Source organism: Neobacillus drentensis NBRC 102427 (genome assembly GCF_001591445.1).
GTDB lineage: Bacteria > Bacillota > Bacilli > Bacillales > Cytobacillaceae > Neobacillus > Neobacillus drentensis.
Genome location: NZ_BCUX01000005.1, coordinates 60,599 through 78,008, shown reverse-complemented (window position 1 = coordinate 78,008; position 17,410 = coordinate 60,599). Strand labels below are relative to the sequence as shown.

19 protein-coding genes and 2 tRNA genes are annotated in these 17,410 nt (G+C 38.1%); 17 read left to right on the top strand and 4 right to left on the bottom strand.

What is annotated here, in order from left to right:
- The first annotated feature begins 100 nt into the window (after positions 1-100).
- The 7 genes from BDR01S_RS02875 to dapF all read left to right on the top strand — a co-directional run bounded on the left by BDR01S_RS02875 (position 101) and on the right by dapF (position 5,313).
- A complete protein-coding gene (locus BDR01S_RS02875; protein WP_066256707.1) occupies positions 101-424 on the top strand; it encodes a DUF4870 domain-containing protein in 324 nt (107 codons plus the stop codon).
- Between the two features lie 102 nt (positions 425-526).
- Entirely contained in the window at positions 527-724 is a 198-nt protein-coding gene (locus BDR01S_RS02870; protein ID WP_066256704.1) for a PLD nuclease N-terminal domain-containing protein, read from the top strand.
- Complete coding sequence (locus BDR01S_RS02865; RefSeq protein ID WP_066256701.1) at positions 724-1,632, top strand: ABC transporter ATP-binding protein; 909 nt, start codon at positions 724-726, stop codon at positions 1,630-1,632. Before BDR01S_RS02870 ends, BDR01S_RS02865 begins: the two co-directional genes overlap by 1 nt.
- Positions 1,629-2,408 carry an ABC transporter permease gene (locus BDR01S_RS02860; RefSeq protein WP_066256698.1) on the top strand — a complete coding sequence of 260 codons (780 nt, stop codon included), beginning with the start codon at positions 1,629-1,631 and terminating at the stop codon, positions 2,406-2,408. The genes BDR01S_RS02865 and BDR01S_RS02860 overlap by 4 nt, the downstream gene beginning before the upstream one ends.
- Before the next feature lie 89 nt (positions 2,409-2,497).
- Positions 2,498-3,352, top strand: a complete 855-nt coding sequence (locus BDR01S_RS02855; protein WP_066256696.1) for a patatin-like phospholipase family protein — start codon at positions 2,498-2,500, stop codon at positions 3,350-3,352.
- A 112-nt stretch (positions 3,353-3,464) separates the two neighbouring features.
- Positions 3,465-4,250, top strand: coding sequence for a hypothetical protein (locus tag BDR01S_RS02850; protein WP_066256694.1), 786 nt, complete (start codon positions 3,465-3,467; stop codon positions 4,248-4,250).
- A gap of 79 nt (positions 4,251-4,329) precedes the next feature.
- Positions 4,330-5,313 carry a diaminopimelate epimerase gene (dapF, locus tag BDR01S_RS02845; protein WP_066256691.1) on the top strand — a complete coding sequence of 328 codons (984 nt, stop codon included), beginning with the start codon at positions 4,330-4,332 and terminating at the stop codon, positions 5,311-5,313.
- 8 nt (positions 5,314-5,321) lie between these two features.
- Here dapF and BDR01S_RS02840 read toward each other — a convergent pair whose 3' ends face one another.
- Positions 5,322-7,160 carry a DNA ligase D gene (locus BDR01S_RS02840; RefSeq protein ID WP_066256688.1) on the bottom strand — a complete coding sequence of 613 codons (1,839 nt, stop codon included), beginning with the start codon at positions 7,158-7,160 and terminating at the stop codon, positions 5,322-5,324.
- 130 nt (positions 7,161-7,290) lie between these two features.
- Here BDR01S_RS02840 and ku point away from each other — a divergent pair, with 130 nt between their 5' ends.
- The 4 genes from ku (at position 7,291) to BDR01S_RS02820 (ending at position 10,031) form a co-directional block, all read left to right on the top strand.
- Complete coding sequence (gene ku, locus BDR01S_RS02835) at positions 7,291-8,121, top strand: non-homologous end joining protein Ku (RefSeq protein WP_066256686.1); 831 nt, start codon at positions 7,291-7,293, stop codon at positions 8,119-8,121.
- Positions 8,122-8,234: 113 nt separating this feature from the next.
- Positions 8,235-9,197, top strand: a complete 963-nt coding sequence (locus BDR01S_RS02830) for a nucleoside hydrolase (protein ID WP_235846477.1) — start codon at positions 8,235-8,237, stop codon at positions 9,195-9,197.
- Positions 9,198-9,438: 241 nt separating this feature from the next.
- Positions 9,439-9,639, top strand: coding sequence for a cold-shock protein (locus BDR01S_RS02825; RefSeq protein WP_066256683.1), 201 nt, complete (start codon positions 9,439-9,441; stop codon positions 9,637-9,639).
- Positions 9,640-9,827: 188 nt separating this feature from the next.
- A complete protein-coding gene (locus tag BDR01S_RS02820; protein ID WP_174523423.1) occupies positions 9,828-10,031 on the top strand; it encodes a cold-shock protein in 204 nt (67 codons plus the stop codon).
- Between the two features lie 44 nt (positions 10,032-10,075).
- Here BDR01S_RS02820 and BDR01S_RS02815 read toward each other — a convergent pair whose 3' ends face one another.
- A complete protein-coding gene (locus tag BDR01S_RS02815; protein WP_066260197.1) occupies positions 10,076-10,369 on the bottom strand; it encodes a DUF6509 family protein in 294 nt (97 codons plus the stop codon).
- Positions 10,370-10,641: 272 nt separating this feature from the next.
- On the opposite strand from BDR01S_RS02815, the gene BDR01S_RS02810 reads away from it, so the two are divergent.
- The 4 genes from BDR01S_RS02810 to BDR01S_RS02795 all read left to right on the top strand — a co-directional run bounded on the left by BDR01S_RS02810 (position 10,642) and on the right by BDR01S_RS02795 (position 15,284).
- Positions 10,642-11,319 carry a TorD/DmsD family molecular chaperone gene (locus BDR01S_RS02810; protein ID WP_066256681.1) on the top strand — a complete coding sequence of 226 codons (678 nt, stop codon included), beginning with the start codon at positions 10,642-10,644 and terminating at the stop codon, positions 11,317-11,319.
- Complete coding sequence (locus tag BDR01S_RS02805; protein ID WP_235846476.1) at positions 11,309-13,702, top strand: DMSO/selenate family reductase complex A subunit; 2,394 nt, start codon at positions 11,309-11,311, stop codon at positions 13,700-13,702. Before BDR01S_RS02810 ends, BDR01S_RS02805 begins: the two co-directional genes overlap by 11 nt.
- A 12-nt stretch (positions 13,703-13,714) precedes the next feature.
- The gene (locus BDR01S_RS02800) at positions 13,715-14,302 is read left to right on the top strand and encodes a DMSO/selenate family reductase complex B subunit (protein WP_066256675.1); all 588 of its coding nucleotides are present in this window, start codon (positions 13,715-13,717) and stop codon (positions 14,300-14,302) included.
- Between the two features lie 76 nt (positions 14,303-14,378).
- A complete protein-coding gene (locus BDR01S_RS02795) occupies positions 14,379-15,284 on the top strand; it encodes a 4Fe-4S binding protein (RefSeq protein WP_066256672.1) in 906 nt (301 codons plus the stop codon).
- A gap of 87 nt (positions 15,285-15,371) precedes the next feature.
- Here BDR01S_RS02795 and BDR01S_RS02790 read toward each other — a convergent pair.
- Positions 15,372-15,463: transfer RNA gene (locus tag BDR01S_RS02790), tRNA-Ser, on the bottom strand.
- 11 nt (positions 15,464-15,474) lie between these two features.
- Positions 15,475-15,548: transfer RNA gene (locus BDR01S_RS02785), tRNA-Gly, on the bottom strand.
- A gap of 198 nt (positions 15,549-15,746) precedes the next feature.
- On the opposite strand from BDR01S_RS02785, the gene BDR01S_RS02780 reads away from it, so the two are divergent.
- Both BDR01S_RS02780 and pfkB read left to right on the top strand, forming a co-directional pair.
- Positions 15,747-16,499, top strand: a complete 753-nt coding sequence (locus tag BDR01S_RS02780) for a DeoR/GlpR family DNA-binding transcription regulator (protein WP_066256669.1) — start codon at positions 15,747-15,749, stop codon at positions 16,497-16,499.
- Positions 16,496-17,410, top strand: coding sequence for a 1-phosphofructokinase (pfkB, locus tag BDR01S_RS02775; RefSeq protein ID WP_066256666.1), 915 nt, complete (start codon positions 16,496-16,498; stop codon positions 17,408-17,410). Before BDR01S_RS02780 ends, pfkB begins: the two co-directional genes overlap by 4 nt.

The window sequence follows — 17,410 nt, the reverse complement described above, 5'->3', positions numbered from 1 at the left end:
GTTGATCCGATAAATTTTTTCACGGATTATGAAACCTTTTAAATGAAGTGGCGTAAATAATAATGAATATTAAAAATATATTCCAATGGGGGAATAGAAAATGGTAAATAATGATGAAAGGTTAATGGCTGCTGGTATTTATGTGTTAAGTATATTTTTCCCAGTAATCGCACCACTAGTAATCTGGTTAATAAAAAAGGATGAATCATCATTTATTGATTATCATGGCAGGGAATATTTCAACTTTTTGATTTCCTATACCGTTTACTTTTTTGTCAGCGGAATCTTAACCATCGTCTTAATAGGATTTGTTGCCTTAGCGGTATTAGGGGTAATGCTCTTTGTGTTTACTATTATTGCCGCAATTAAAGCATATGAAGGGAATGAATATCGATTCCCGTTGATTTTTAGACTGATTAAATAACCTGCAAATAGAACCCGACAAAGAATTTTTTCGGGTTTTACAGGTTTTTCGGTTCAAATGTAAAATATAGTAATAGGAAAGAAACGAAGGGAGTGGGGATTTATGGACGTACTGGTAAATAATTTACCGATTTTAGCACCTATCTTTATCATTCAACTGATACTTATTATCGTTGCCATTATTGACTTAATACGAATAGAGACTACAAATGGTCCAAAGTGGTTATGGGTACTCATCATTTTATTCATTAACATTCTTGGACCGATTCTCTATTTCGTGATTGGAAGGAAGCGGTACTGATGTCTCTCATTCAAATTAATCATTTAAAAAAAAGTTTCAGAGGGACAGAAGTGATTAAAGGGATTGATTTCCAACTAGATAAAGGGAAATGTATCGCTCTTTTAGGACCGAATGGGGCGGGGAAAACAACCACATTACGGATGCTTTCGGGGCTAATGGAACCGACGGATGGTACGATCATTTTTACTGATGCCAAAAAAGGAGAAGACATCCGCGAATTAATTGGGTACCTGCCGCAATTTCCAGTTTTTTACGAATGGATGTCAGGCCTTGAATTTTTGTCCTATGCAGGCAGACTTGCGGGCTTAGGTCGTAAGGAAGCCAAGGATCGTTCTTTAGAGCTTTTAAAATTGGTAGGGATATTGGAGGCGAAAAATCGCAGAGTGGCAAAATATTCAGGCGGGATGAAACAAAGGTTGGGAATTGCCCAAGCACTTATTCATCGCCCCCAGCTTATTATGCTCGATGAGCCGGTATCTGCATTAGATCCAATCGGAAGAAGAGAAGTATTGGATATGCTTGAAGGGCTAAAAAAGGAAACCACGATTCTTTTCTCCACTCATATTCTCAATGATGCGGAAGAAATATGTGATGAGATTTTATTTCTGCATAATGGAAAAATTGTCGAGTCAGGATCCATGGCAGAGCTTCGGGAACGACATCAACAACCCAAAATTGATTTATTCTTTACGGGGAAGTCAGGGGAATATGCTGAAATATTTTCAAATCATAAACTTACTCATTCCATCAGTGTCGAAGGGAATAGAGTTAGTGTTTTTGTAACAAACATCGTTCTAGCCAGGCAGGCTTTTCTGAGGTTAATCGCGGAACAAAACTTGCCCCTTGAAAGGTTTGAAGTCAGCAGTATGACCCTTGAAGATGTATTCATGAAGGTGGTGGGGAAATGAACCAATGGTCGACTTTATTCCAAAAAGAGTTAATAGAAATGTGGCGGAATTTCAAATGGGTTTGGGTACCGATTACCTTTATTTTATTAGGTGTTTCAGAGCCAGTATCTAGTTACTATCTGCCGCAAATTATTGATTCACTTGGCGGTTTACCTGAAGGAACGGTAATCGAAATCCCGCCACCAACTGCATCGGAGGTTTTAATACAAGGGTTGAGCCAATACACGACCATCGGTGTATTAATTATCGTCCTTTCAACGATGGCAATCATTGCGGGTGAAAGAAAAAGCGGTGTGGCTGCTATGATATTAGTAAAGCCTGTTTCCTATTTTTCTTTTATCACAGCTAAATGGGCTGGTGGCTTCTTATTATTATGGGTTTCTCTATTAATTGGCTCAATTGCGACTTGGTATTATACCGGTATCTTATTTGACTGGATACCAATCGATCTATTTTTTCAGTCGTATTTATTATATGGCTTATGGCTTACGGTAGTTTTGACGTTGACGGTCTTTTTTAGTGCCTCCCTATTGACACCTGGAATTGCAGGATTTACCTCTTTAGCAGTGGTGTTTGTTTTTACTTTAGTAACAGGTCCTCTATCCAATTGGCTTGAATGGAGCCCGTCACAACTTACCAACTATGCAAATGAGCTGCTATTGTCAAGTGCAATTCCGGATGATACTCTGCCTGCAAGTCTATTAACACTAGCCTGCATCATCATCCTGCTTTGGCTTAGTGTGTTTATTTTTAGAAAAAAAGAGCTAGCCTCTTAAGGAGTCGTTTCATTTTGTATATTAAAGTGGAAGGACTATAATGACAATTAACTATTAAGTTTAATGTTAACAAGAAGGGGCGTTGCAACATGGAAAATCAAGTTGGTTTGGTACTAGAAGGTGGCGGGATGCGCGGAGTTTACACTGCCGGAATCCTTGAATACTTTTTAGAATCACAGTTGTTTTTTCCTTATGTCATTGGGGTTTCTGCAGGAGCGTGTAATGCCGCCTCGTATTTGTCAAAGCAAAAAGGGAGAAATAAAACCGTTACAATTGAATATGCTTCTGACCCAAGATATATTTCATGGAAAAATTACTTTCGTAATCGACAGTTTTTTGGCATGGATTTCATTTTTAACGAAATTCCTAATAAACATGTACCCTACCATTATGATGTATTTTATAATAGTCCCTCTGAGTTTGTCGTCGGGACAACCGATTGTCACACAGGAGAACCTGTTTATTTTAAAAAACAAGAATATGGGAATGACCTGTTAACCGTGTTGCGCGCATCAAGCTCGTTGCCGTTTATTGCACCGGAGGTTCGTTTTAAGGACAAACTTTTACTTGATGGTGGTATCAGTGATCCCATTCCAATTAAAAAAGCACAACTGGATGGGTTTCTAAAAAATATTGTCATCTTAACTAGAAATCAAGGCTATCTGAAAAAGCCCTCAAAATTTCATTTTCTTGTAGATCGGAAGTACCCTGATTACAAAGGCTTGCAACAGTCACTTCGAAACCGATACCAAATCTATAATGAAACCGTCGAATACATTGAACAGGAAGAAAAAGAGGGAAATGTATTGGTCATCCGCCCCACAAAGCCGTTAAAGGTCGGTAGAATGGAACGAAATCCGCAAAGATTAGAAGATCTATACAATCAAGGTTACGAGGATGCCAAAACTTCAATGACCTCTATTATTAACTATATCAATGCTTAAGAGAAGGGACCAAACTGTCTCTTCTTTTTTGTTGTGAATTCAAATCTTCTATCATTTTTTTAGCTTATATTAAATAAACTAAAACTAGAGGAATTGATAAGGAGTTTTCTAGATGAAAATAAATGAATATTACCGGGATACAGCTAATTTGAACCTAAATGGTAGTATTGCTGCTCTAGTTCCAGCCATCATCATTGTTGCTGGCAATCTTTTTTTTATTAAAAACAACGAAATAATGATATTAATGATTCCATTCCTGATTTATAGTCTGATTTGTTTTCAAATCTCCCTTTTTAGAATGAGGCAGTCATTGTCAATAGACAGGAATTTGATGCATTCAGAGCGAAGCTTTCAGTCCTTATTTGAAGCACGCCATTTACTAGTATTATTTTTGAATACCAAATCCTCACGCCTGCTCCTCTATTTTCCGGATGGGCATCTGGCAGGAATGATTGAGAGGTTCTATGGCAAAGGTCTAAAGAAATTGAGCCATTCGAAAATTTTTGCACTCTACCATTTGGATAATGAAGCAATCGGATATTTCAAGGTGAGTGGCCGAAAGGTTATTAAAATAGATGTATTTGATCATAACAGACAATATTTAGGCCGCTTTGAAAAAAGGAAACTCGATTGGAGAACAAATAAAAAGAAATTACTAGATCCGAAGGGGAGGTATATTGGTGCTATCGAAGGATCTTCTACTTTTATGGATGAACAGATTATAACAAGCAATCCGCTTCCGGACGGTCGGCTTCGCCGGGGATGGATGCCAATCGAATGGAGTCCGCTATTTCCAGAGCCCAATACGCCAGTCCTCTCATTAAGGGAGACATTATCTGAGCAGGACAAGCTCCTCCGGATGTCTTTTATCATTAACGAATATTTTATCGAAAGATAGAAGAATCGACAGTTTCCCTCACGTACATTGTTTGATATGATAAATAAAACACTTTTATCAATTTTGTGGGGGTTTTACGATGCAAATCAAGTTAATAAAAGGTCATGGATCGGGAAATGACTTTCTAATCATCGACGAAATATCGAATGGATATGCTTTTACGGAAAAAGAACGTGCAGACCTCGCGAAGTTGTTATGTAATCGCCAATCTGAATTAGGTGCGGATGGCATTCTTTTCGTTATGCAAAGCGAGAACGCCGATGCTAGAATGCGTGTATTTAACGCTGACGGTTCGGAGGCTTCGATGTGTGGAAATGGACTTCGACTTGTGGCTAGATATGTTTGTGAACAACTGGGGCGGAGTAAAGCTGTGATTGAAACGATGAAAGCGAATTTAAAGGTAAGCAAGCAAATGGAGCTTGAGAAGGATATCCACACCTACCAGGTGGAAATTTCCCCTGTCTTGTTTGAATTAAAAGCTCTTCCATTAAATTTAAATAAACCAACACTATACAATGAAAGAATTGAAGAACTTTCAGAGGATTTAAGGTTTACAGCACTTGCTGTTCCGAATCCCCATCTAATTGCCATTGTGGAAACTGAACAGCTTCAAGGAGACCTGCAAAACCAACTAAGTGAAAAAGTGAATGGACCTAATGAGTTGTTTCCGGACGGTGTTAATGTAAGCTTTGTTAAACACTTACAACCTGGTAACATTTATGTAAGAACCTATGAGCGCGGTGTTGGTTTTACGAATGCTTGTGGTACAGCCATGTCAGCCTCGACACTCGTCACTTGTTTACACGGATTAAATACCTTCGAAGAAGTAGTCAATGTTTTTAATAATGGTGGCAGAGTACAGTGTGTCGTCCATCAAAACGAGGGGAAATACACCATCGACTTGATTGGAAATGCAACGTATCTTTATCATGCAACAGTCAATGTGGACCTCGAGCAGGGAGCGTTCACTGTCTCTTCGAAAATGGAATTGATGGAACAGTCATCCTATGAGAAGTTCCAATCAGAGACACAAAGATATCTCAAAACAGAAATCAAAGGATAGGGTTTTCCCTATCCTTTTTTGCCCTTTTTTAGGATCTCTAATACAGGGGCAAATGGCTGAATTGATTTTGTTTGAAAGTATTTTGAAAAAGGATCACCTTGCTGGCGAATACGTTTGATTGCATTTTCCATATTAAACGAAACAGACACGAGTTTTTCATTCACTTCCTCCCAATAAAGCGGGGTAGCAACACCACCATGTTCATTTCCACGCATTGAATAAGGTGCGACAATTGTTTTTCCTTCGCTATGTTGCACATAGTCAACATAAAGCCTGTTCCCACGCTTTTTTTTCATCCTTTCAATCGTAAAAGAGTCAGGATCCTTGGAAATTAAAAATTCCGCAATAAAGCTTGTAAATAACCTGGTATCATCATATGTAAATTCATTTTCGGGCAGCGGGAGATAAATTTGCAGCCCTTTGTTCCCGGAGGTTTTAATGAACCCTATTAAATTTAATTGATCGAGGACTTCTTTAATGTACAATGCTGCTTTTATTGCCAATTGAAAGTGGTCCCTAGAAGGGGGGTCTAAATCAAAGACAATTTCACCGGGCCCGCTGCTATGAATGGTTTGAAATGGTACATGAAACTCAATTGCTAATTGGTTGCCGAGCCAAACGAGGGTTTTAAGATTATTGCATAGAATATAGTCAATCCCTTCGGAAGAATGTGTTTGCACAAATTCCGGTGCATAATCCGGGCAGTTTTTTTGATAAAATGCTTCACCGAACATCCCGTGTGGAAAACGGATGACAGTTAACAAGCGGTCTTTTAATAAAGGGAGCATATACGGTGAAATTTCTCTTAGATAAAGGATATAATCAGCTTTTCGGATCGAAAGTTTTTCCCAAAGTGGTTTATCCGGATGGGTAATATCTAAGTCTTCCGGCAGGTTTTTTTGGGCGAAAATAAAACGATCATAGGTACATAAAGATGGTTCTAGATCAAAGCGAAACCGATCAAAATGCGGTTCACGCAGCTGATTTTCATAGAGTTCTAAATATTTTACCTCTATGCAAATGGCTGGCTCAACGGTAATCATTTGTGCATCTTCTCGGATCATGTTTTGTTTTATCGTTTTCTGCAAAGCTTGTTTTTCCTCAGGTTTAAAGCCAAAAAGAACTTGACCGATTGAGAAAATTTTATTTTCCTTATAGACACTGACATAAAAATAACCATTTGTTTTATCATATGAGCTAATAAAGCAGCTGACAAATTTCCAGTTTTTATATTTCAACCATTGTAAGGACCGCTTTCCTTCTTCCCAAAGGCTGTTCTTATGTTTGGCAATAATTCCTTCTCCATCATATAAAACAACCTTCTCCCACAGCAATTCAAAATTATCATAGGCCTGGACGAGCTGAAGTAATTGTTCATCATTAGGGTCTGCCTCTAGTCCCAACCCGATTTTTTGAAACAGTTTGATGAGTTCCTTCTTTCTTTTATGAAAAACAAGGGCATGTAATCCTTTGCCAGCGATCATCAGCACATCAAACACCATCAAGCGGCAGGGGGATTTGTTGGCTTGGTCGCTAATTTTTCGTTCCGATCTTAATCGTCCCCGAACTTGGATCATCGAGAAATTAGCTTTGTGTGTATTTTCTAATGAGACGAGTTCCCCATCTAATTGAAGGGGCAAGTAGGGCTTAAATTGTTCTTCATAGTTTAACAAAAAATCTTTTATTTCTGGAAATTGTGCGAGAAGTGACTTTCCGTTTCTGCTGGTCAGTTCGATTCCTCGTGAATTCCATTCCAAAATAGCTCGAAATCCATCATATTTTACTTCGTATAGCCAATCAGGGTGAACAGGCAAATCAAATGTAAGGCTTGGCAGCATCGGCTTCATCGTAAATTTGTCCCTTCTTTTTGTTTATTTTGTTTAATTATCATCGGATTCATCCTTTTTCCAATTGTTTTTAGGAATGTGGTTGTTCACATGACGTACAATAGAAACAAAAAGAATGGAGAATTACTAGATGCATACGATGTGGAAGGGTAGTATTAGTTTTGGGCTTGTTAACATTCCCATCAAGCTCCATACGGCGACAGAGGATAAAGATATCAAGCTCCGGACTCTGCATAACAAATGTCACGCCCCAATAAAATATGATAAAGTTTGTTCTGTTTGTGAGGAAGAAGTAAAACCTGAGGATATCGTTAAGGCCTATGAGTATACAAAGGGTAAATTTGTTGTCCTTGATCATGACGAACTCGAAAAGTTAAGAAAAGAAAACGAAGAGAAAGCCGTTGAAATTATTGATTTTGTCAAAATGGAACAAATTGATCCAATCTATTACGATCGAAGCTATTATATGTCTCCAAGTGAGGGAGGGGGAAAAGCCTATTCCTTGCTTCGAAAAGCATTGCAGGAGTCCCAAAAAGTGGGTCTTGCCAAAATTATTATTCGCTCCAAAGAGCAATTGGCCGTTATTCGTGTATATGAAAGTGTATTAGTCATGGAAACGATTCATTATCCTGATGAAGTTCGTAAAGCGGGGGATGTTCCAAGTGTGCCTTCAGAAGATAAAGTGACGAAAAGGGAGTTAGACACCGCTATATTACTGATTGACCAATTGACAACAGAGTTTGAACCAGAAAAATACACAGATGAATATCGAACGGCACTGCTGGAATTGATTGAATCGAAACGAAACGGCCAAGAAACAGTATCAGCCGCAACGAAGGAAGTAGCATCAAACGTCACTGACTTAATGGCGGCATTACAGGCATCCATTGATCGGACAAAACCTAAAAAAGCCGCAGCACCTAGAAAGAAAGCGGCATCAAGAATCAAAAAGGAAGCATAGGGAAAGTGTTAACGACCGATTCGAATTTTCGAATCGGTTTTTGCAGTTCTTGCATCCATCGATACTGCATATTTTTAATAAATGTATTTATTGTAAATATTGGGGGAGATACTTTGGCTGTTAATGTACTCATGATCACTGATCCGGGTATCGATGATTCATTTGCAATCATGTATGCCTTACTAAATCCAAAAATAAACTTGGTTGGCATTGTCAGTGGTTATGGAAATACACCAAAAGAAAAATCGGTTAAGATTACAGCCTACCTGTTAACTTTAGGAGGAAGAGAGGATATTCCAATCATAGCTGGTGCCGCAGGACCTCTATCAGGTGAACCAATCGTTTATTATGCTGAGATACACGGCAAAGAGGGATTAGGACCAATCAAGCCCCCCGATACAATTCAGAATGTAAAAGTTTATGATATTAACAAAGTTCTTGAAATTGTAAATCAGTATAAAGGCGACCTTGTGATTGTCTCTGTAGGAAGACTGACAGAGTTAGCATTAATGTTTATCCTATATGGGAATGATGCTTTAAAGGGAGTAAACGCATTTTATATTATGGGAGGGGCTTTTCTGGTCCCCGGGAATATTTCTGCTGAGGCAGAGGCGAATTTTTTTGTTGATCCGATTGCGGCAAACACAGTCATGGAAAAGGCTCATAATATTTATTTATTTCCGTTAAATATTACAAATAAAGCACTCATAACTCCAGATATTATTGACTATCTAAGTAAAAACAGCCCGACACCTTTCAAGCCGTTGTTAAAACCAGCCTTTGATTATTACTATAAAGCCTATCAGAAGAATGTACCCGGAATTAAAGGAGCGCCTCTTCATGATGTGGTCCCTTTAATGGCAATAACGGAACCGGATTTAGTAAAGTATATCCCGAGAAGAGTAAGAGTTGAGGAATTTGGCAATGCCAAAGGCAAAAGCATCGCTGATTTTCGACCAAAACCTGATAAAGAACCGGTTAATACTCTTGATTATATTGGCATGGAAGCTGATATACAAAAATTTGTCGTCAATTTCATTGAAATATTTTTACAAGGTGATTTTAATAAACACTAATGAAACAAAGAAAGGGTTTCATCAGTGTTTATTAATTTCCTGCATTTTGAAATTTTATTGACTGTAAGGCTAAAATAGGGTAAAATAAAGTTACGCTTTTAAGTTAGTTAAATATTTATAGTTTAGTAGTCGTAACTGCACGGAAAATGTGGGTGATGTCTATGCCCAAACGTGTCAGTACGTCTTTTTTATTTTTTATATGTAATAAATTAAAAGTGAACTATATTTTGGGGGTTTTTTCATGAACAACGGTAAAGTTAAATGGTTTAATGCAGAAAAAGGATTTGGATTTATTGAAGCTGATGGCGGTCAAGACGTATTCGTTCACTTTTCAGCAATTCAATCTGAAGGCTTCAAAACATTAGAAGAGGGCCAATCAGTTTCTTTTGAAATCGTTGAAGGCGCTCGTGGACCACAAGCTTCTAACGTTAAAACAGTTTAATTCTTTTATAATAAAGGTGATGCACCATTTTTAGCATCACCTTTTATCTATATGATATTTTTACTGCGAGAAAAGTAGACTCAAAGTCAATAGGCTGCTGCTAAATGATGTTTGATATTTTCCATATTATTTAGCTAACAAACATAGTATTTAAAACAGTCATGCACTAATTACAAGGGGTGATCGTTTTGGCGTTTGGTAGAAAAAATGATGAGGAAATCAAATTAGAAGAAACTAAAATCTGGGTATGTAGTTCAGACACGTGTAAATGCTGGATTCGCGACAATTTTAAAAGCACTGAAGTGCCTTTATGTCCAATCTGCAAAAGTGAAATGACTGAAAGTACTAAAGAATTACAAGTTATTCACAACCATAGTAAGAACTTTATGTGATCAATAGGTAAGCAGGGAGATTTCATCACTCCCTGCTTTTTTATTTATTCTTTTGCATTTTCTTTACAATATGCTAGAACTAGTGCTTCTTCATCCTCTTCGAGTTCAAAATCAAGCACCTTTTCGCTACCTTGTTCATAAAGATAAAAGTTGGTAATTTTGTCTCCATTTTCATCGCTTACAAAAATGGCTCTAAGGCCCACTCCTTTATCCGAGTAAAGCTCATCCTCTTCATCCACAGCGAGTTCTAAGAAAAACTCATAACGGTCACCTGATAATAAACCAAATGGATCTTCTAATTTTTCAACTGAGTGTCCAGTAATATTCAAAAATATCATCCTCTGCAAAGTATTCATCCTTACTATTATACACATTTTTAATTAAACAAGAAAAACTGTGTAGCATTGATATCAATATTTTTCTCGTGTTGTAGAAATTTCCATAATTATTTCATACCATTTTGAAATAAATGTGAATAATTCCATAATGGGATTCCTATATTGACGGAATAAGGTAAGATAAATTTGTAAAAAAGTAATCATGACAAAGAAAGTGGTGACAGGTATTAACTATACTTGTGAATTATTTCACAAATAGGGAGAGAGAAGAGATGACTACAACGACAACGACAGAAACATTACATATTCAATTACAGCCGTTTTTTTTATCAAGAAAAAAATATTTTCAGCTCCTTCATTTGCTATTTTCGGTGCCTGCTACGGGTGAGTTATTAGTGGGAATTCAAAATAATGGTAACTTGCAGGAATTAGAAGAAATTCATGATGGCGGAAAAATACTTCGCAATTTTTTTGAACATATGACAGCTGAACAAATTGACAGGGAGAATGAAGAATATCAACGCCTTTTTATTGGGCCGGGCCCGCTAGTAGCACCACCTTGGGAGTCTTATTATCGGAGTAGAGAGCACTTGCTATTTGAGGAATGGACTTATCAAATCAGGGAGCAATACCATCTTTTTGGACTTCAATATAAAAACGAGAATAATGAGCCTGATGATCACCTATTACTTGAATTGGAATTTATGATTTATCTTGTAGATTCATGTTTACAAGAAACTAAGACTGATAGACTAGTGGAATTAATATCAAGCCAAATTCACTTTCTTGAAAACCATTTAACGATGTGGATTCCTTATTTTTGTAAACGAATAATTGAACAGACAAATAGTCAGTTGTACCTCGGAGCATCCATGCTTCTCGAGGACTTATTAACCTTTGATTTAACCACTTTACTTGAAGTAAGGGAGGCATTACCCGATGTCAGATAAGAATACCTTGAAGGATCTATTATCAAATAAAATGCAGCGTCGGACATTTTTGAAATGGTCAGGGGCGATAGGAGTTCCTGTTATTGCCGGCGGTATTGGTACGAAGATGCTTGTTGATCATAAAGAAGAGACAAAGACAGCTAAAGCAAAAGATACAGAGAAAATTATTTCAACATGCAGTATTAATAATTGTGGTGGCCGCTGTGTTATCAAGGCACATGTTAAAGATGGAATGGTTGTTCGCGTAAGTACCGATACACAAGAAAGCGGCGATTTATCAACACCTCCACTTAGGGCGTGTGTGAGGGGGAGAAATTATCGAAACATGCTATATGATCCAGATCGCTTAAAGTATCCTATGAAAAGGGTTGGGAAACGAGGCGAAGGGAAATTTAAAAGGATATCTTGGGAGGAAGCGATTGAAACGATTGCTTCTGAAGTGAAACGAATTGGTGATAAATATGGTCCTGAATCAAGATATGTAAACTATGCCTCCGGTCAAAGTTGGGGATTACATGGCGGGAAAAATGCAGCAAGAAAATTATTGTCTCTTACAGGCGGCTTTTTAAACTATCGAAATGACTATAGTTCCGGAGCGGGAAATGTAGCCACACCCTATACATATGGCACGAATAATACAGGCAGCAGCTTTGATAGTCTTTTACATTCAAAGTACATAATTTTATGGGGTCAAAACCCTTCGGAAATGATTTTTTCAACTCCATACCGAGAATATTTAATGCAAGCAAAGAAAAACGGCGCTAAAATCATTGTTATAGATCCGCGTTATACCGATACAGCCATAGCTTTTGCGGATGAATGGATTCCGATTCTTCCGACGACTGACAATGCGCTGATGGATGCAATGGGTTACGTTATCGTTAAAGAAAAATTACATGACCAAGCATTTCTGGATAAGTATTGTATTGGATTTGACGGAGACCATATGCCGGTTGGTGTAGCAAAGAGTGAATCCTTAAAAAGCTATTTATTGGGCGAAAAAGATGGGATCGAGAAAACACCTGAATGGGCCGAGAGAATTTGCGGCGTCCCTGCAGGGAAAATTCAAGAAATTGCACGGGAATATGCTAAATCTAAACCTGCTGCACTTATTCAAGGCTGGGCAGCACAGCGACAAGCTTATGGTGAACAATTCATGCGTGGTGGGGCCCAGCTTGCCTGCCTAACAGGAAATGTTGGCAAGTTAGGTGGTTGGGCAGCCGGGACCGGATATTGGAGCCGTTCGGACATTGTTTATCCATTTTCATATGAAAACCCTGTTAAAGCTTCGATTCCATGCTTTCTTTGGACAAAGGCTGTTGAAAAAGGAACAGAAATGACAGAAGCGGATGGATTAGAAGGAACTGATAAATTAACGACTAACATCAAATTAATTTTCAATATGGCAGGAAATATGCTAATTAATCAGCATGCTGATATCAATAAAACAACCAAGCTTCTTGAAGATGATAGTAAAGTAGAGTTCATTGTAGTCAGTGATATTTTTATGACACCAAGTGCAAGATATGCGGATATTTTACTTCCGGGAACTACCTTCTTTGAACGATATGATATTGGCGTCCCTTGGTGTTTTGGTGATTACGTAGTATTTGGTGATAAAACGATTGACCCGCTGTTTGAATGCCGAGATGAATACGATGTGTTTGCAGAAGTGGCAGATAAATTGGGACTAAAGGAAAAATTCACTGAAGGAAAAACGACACTTGACCTTGTTAAAGAAAGTGTGGAGAGAACTAGGAAAGAGTTGACACCTGACTTCCCTTCGTTTGAGGAATTCCGAAGAAACGGGGTTCATCATTTTAAATATGACTCACCACTTATCGGTTTTAAAGAGCAAATTGATGATCTTAAGAAACATCCGTTCGAAACTCCTTCATGTAAAATTGAGTTATTCTCGAAGGCATTATGGGATATGAATCAGCAGGATGAAATTCCAGCGATTGCGAAATACATTTCTTCATGGGAAGGACCACAAGACCCAATTATTAACAAGTTTCCGTTGCAGTTGATTAGCTGGCATTATAAACGGAGATGTCACTCTACCTATGATAACCAAGCGTGGCTCGAAGAAGCTGCTAAGCAAGAGATGTGGATGAACCCAAAAGATGCAGAGAAACGTGGTATAAAAAGTGGTGATCGAGTTCAGGTATACAATGAGCGAGGCTCAATCTATATCGATGTAAAGGTAACTCCAAGAATCACTCCGGGCGTGGCGGGTATCCCTCAGGGAGCATGGTTTACGCCTGATAAAGATGGACTTGACCAAAGGGGTTCTGTAAATGTGCTGACTTCACAACGGCCAACAGCCCTCGCCAAATCAAATCCACAACTAACGAACTTGGTTGAAGTGAAAAAAGCGTAGGGAGTGAATAAGTTGGCACAGTTAGGATTTTATATTAACCAAAGTCTCTGTTCAGGGTGTAAAGCCTGTAGTGTGGCTTGTAAGGATAAAAATAATCTCGATGTCGGAATTAATTTCCGAAGGGTATACACATATGAAGAAGGGTCTTATATTCAGCAGCCGAACAAGGGGATAGTCCATAACATCAAAGCTTATTACTTTTCGATTGCCTGTAATCATTGTACCCACCCGAAATGTTTACCCAGCTGTCCAACAGGGGCAATTGTAAAGAATAAAGACACTGGTGTAGTAACAATTGATCAAGAGATTTGTCAAGGGGTTCAATTATGTGTTAAGGCGTGTCCTTACGGGGCTCCGCAATATAATAAAAAGGTTTTTAAGTCGGATAAATGCGATTTTTGTATGGATCTACAGAAAAAAGGCGAGGAACCTGTTTGTGTATCTACCTGTCCAATGCGGGCGATTGAATTTGGCCCTGTCGAAGAGTTAAGAAAGAAGTATGGAAGTGTAAGTCAAATTAAAGGGATGCCAAGTAATGCGATTACCCATCCTAACATCGTGATAACTCCGCACAAAGATGCGAAAATGTCCAGTTCATGAGGCGTAGAAACTAAGAAATAGCTAGCTGCAGAACTAAGGATGAAACGTCCTGCAGCTTTTTATAGCAGGTGATCAGATGTCTTTTTTAGTAAAGTGGCTTGAAAGTATGCATGTAGATTTGAAGATTACCAATAAATGTTCACGAAACAGAAATGTTCGATCCAACTGCACCTTATGCTTTGAATCGTGTAAGTGCGGGGCATTAGAGATCAATCAGCAATCCATAGAAATAAATCAGTCACTTTGTACATCATGTGGCGATTGTGTCATCGCCTGTCCGTTGTCAGCAATCGAAGGAATTGTCGTATCGAGGGAATTTGAAAAGAAGACCCTTATATATAAGGAAGATTACACACCCATTGAAAAGGAATTGTTGATCTATAAAAAAAGAGGTCTAAACGCGATTATACTTAACGGGGCACCACTAAATGATAAATGGAAATTTGTATTAGCTGAGACCAATAGAAAGCTAAGTCAACTCGATCAAAGCCCCATTGAGGTGGTTCAGAGAAAGAATGATGAAAAACTTTCGCGAAGAGATTTATTCACATCAATGCAGTCAGGTGGAAAAAGGCTAGTTAAAAGTTTGACACCGGCTTTATGGAAATTGGAAGCAAATGAGTGGAATCTAGCAAACTATTACCCGGAATATCAATTTTACACAGTAGAGCTGGATAAGGACAAATGTACATTATGTAAAGCTTGTTTTACCTTTTGTAGCCAAAACGTGTTTCAATTAAAGGACACTAGTTTACAAATCGAAAGTAATAATTGTGTAAACTGCACCGATTGTGTAGATATTTGTCAAGAGAGTGCCATCCAAATCAACACAGAAATAAAGGGGAAAATTGATTATCAGGAACCTATTCATGCTAAGAAATGCTTGGATTGTGGTCAATCCTTTAACTCGTTACAACCAGAAACGGTGAAATGTCCGATCTGTGTGCATAGGAATCCTGAATGGTTAAGTCCCTATCAATAAGTCTACGAAAAAACGCCGGAAATCTCCGGCGTTTTTTTAAATTAATAAAAACACGATAATCCGTCGTGTTTTTTGAAAGAATATGTATGGAGGAGAAGATGAGATTCGAACTCACGCAACGGTTACCCGTCCTAGCGCATTTCGAGTGCGCCCCCTTATAACCACTTGGGTACTTCTCCATTTCATATTATGGAGCGGGTGAGGGGAATCGAACCCCCGCCGTCAGCTTGGGAAGCTGAAATTCTACCATTAAACCACACCCGCATTATCTCTTAAATAACCATATAAATTGTATCATATTAATTAAATTTTGTGCAGAAAAAATTTTGCAATCCAATAAAATCTCAAATAACATTCAAAAACATTCAAACATTGATTGTTTTTGAAAGAAAATGATTGATTTATGGAATCGTTTTCAGTATTATGTAATTATGAATAATAAAAAATTTAGGTGGTGATGACTTGTTAACGCCAGAGCGTCATCGAATTATAATGCAATTATTAAAAGATAAAAATGTAGTTAAAATAAATGAAATTATGGAGTTAACCGAGTCTTCGGAGTCAACAATTCGCCGAGATCTCTCACAATTAGAGGACCAAAAGTTCTTAAAGAGAATCCATGGAGGTGCCTCAAGATTACAAGGAAAGCTTCAAGAGCCCAGCATGATTGAGAAATCATCCAAAAACCTTCAAGAAAAACGGTTGATTGCCCAATATGCAGCCAGTTTAGTTGAAGAGGGTGATTGCATTTATCTTGATGCGGGGTCAACTGTGATTGAAATGATTGAATTCCTACCGTTAAAGGATATCGTTGTTGTCACAAATGGGTTAATGCATTTAAAACCATTATTGGATAAAGGCATCTCAACCTATTTAATTGGCGGCTTAGTAAAGCAGAATACAAATGCTTTCATCGGGAGGGGAGCTTTAGCGGGCCTAGATCTATACCGTTTTGATAAATGTTTTATGGGTGTTAATGGTATCCATCCACAATTTGGCTTTACAACTCCAGACCAGGAGGAAGCAATGGTGAAGCAAAAGGCAATTGCTCTTTCAAGAGAAACCTATGTATTAGCGGATCATACAAAGTTTGCTGAAATCTCGTTTGCCAAAATTGCCGATATCCGAGAGGCAGCCATTATTACCGATGTAGTAGATGATGAAACGCAGATGCAATACGTAAATAGAACAACTATAAAGGTAGTGACATCATGATATATACATTAACTTTAAATCCTTCAGTGGACTATATAGTCAAACTCGAGAGCTTTCAGCTAGGAGAGTTAAATCGTACAGTAAATGAAGCAAAGTTTCCGGGCGGAAAAGGAATCAATGTCTCAACTGTATTAAAACAATTTGGATGCAAAAGTAAGGCACTTGGGTTTATTGGTGGCTTTACTGGAGCTTATATCGACCAATATCTTCAAAATGAAGATATTGATACGGATTTTGTTCAGGTTGATGAAGATACACGCATCAATGTAAAGATTAAAACGGGTCAAGAGTCAGAAATTAATGCCTTGGGTCCAAACATTTCAGAACAAAACTTCGCACTTCTAAAACAAAAAATTCAACACTTAGGAGCAGGCGATTTATTAGTACTAGCTGGGAGTATCCCTGCTAGCTTACCTAAAACAACCTATGAGGAACTTGTAAAAATTTGCAGTGAAAACGGAGCACAATTTGTTGTGGATGCAGAAGGCGATTTATTAAAAAAGGTCCTTCACTATCATCCATTTTTAATCAAGCCGAATCATCATGAGCTAGGTGAATTATTTGACACAAGCATTACTACCGCAGAAGAAGTGATCCCTTATGGCAAAAAGCTTGTAGAAATGGGTGCGGAAAATGTCATTGTTTCATTAGCTGGTGCAGGGGCGGTGCTGATCAATAGCGAAAAAGTAATTTTCGCAAAAGTTCCAAGTGGTGAAGTGAAAAATTCAGTTGGTGCGGGGGATTCTATGGTTGCAGGTTTCTTGGCAGCATATGAACAAACTGGAAATATTGAAGAAGCTTTTCGGTATAGTGTTGCATCAGGTAGTGCAACTGCCTTTTCACTAGGCTTATGTTCGAAGGGAAAAGTAGAAGAACTTCTTCCGCAAGTTCATATTAAAGAGATTCGTTAA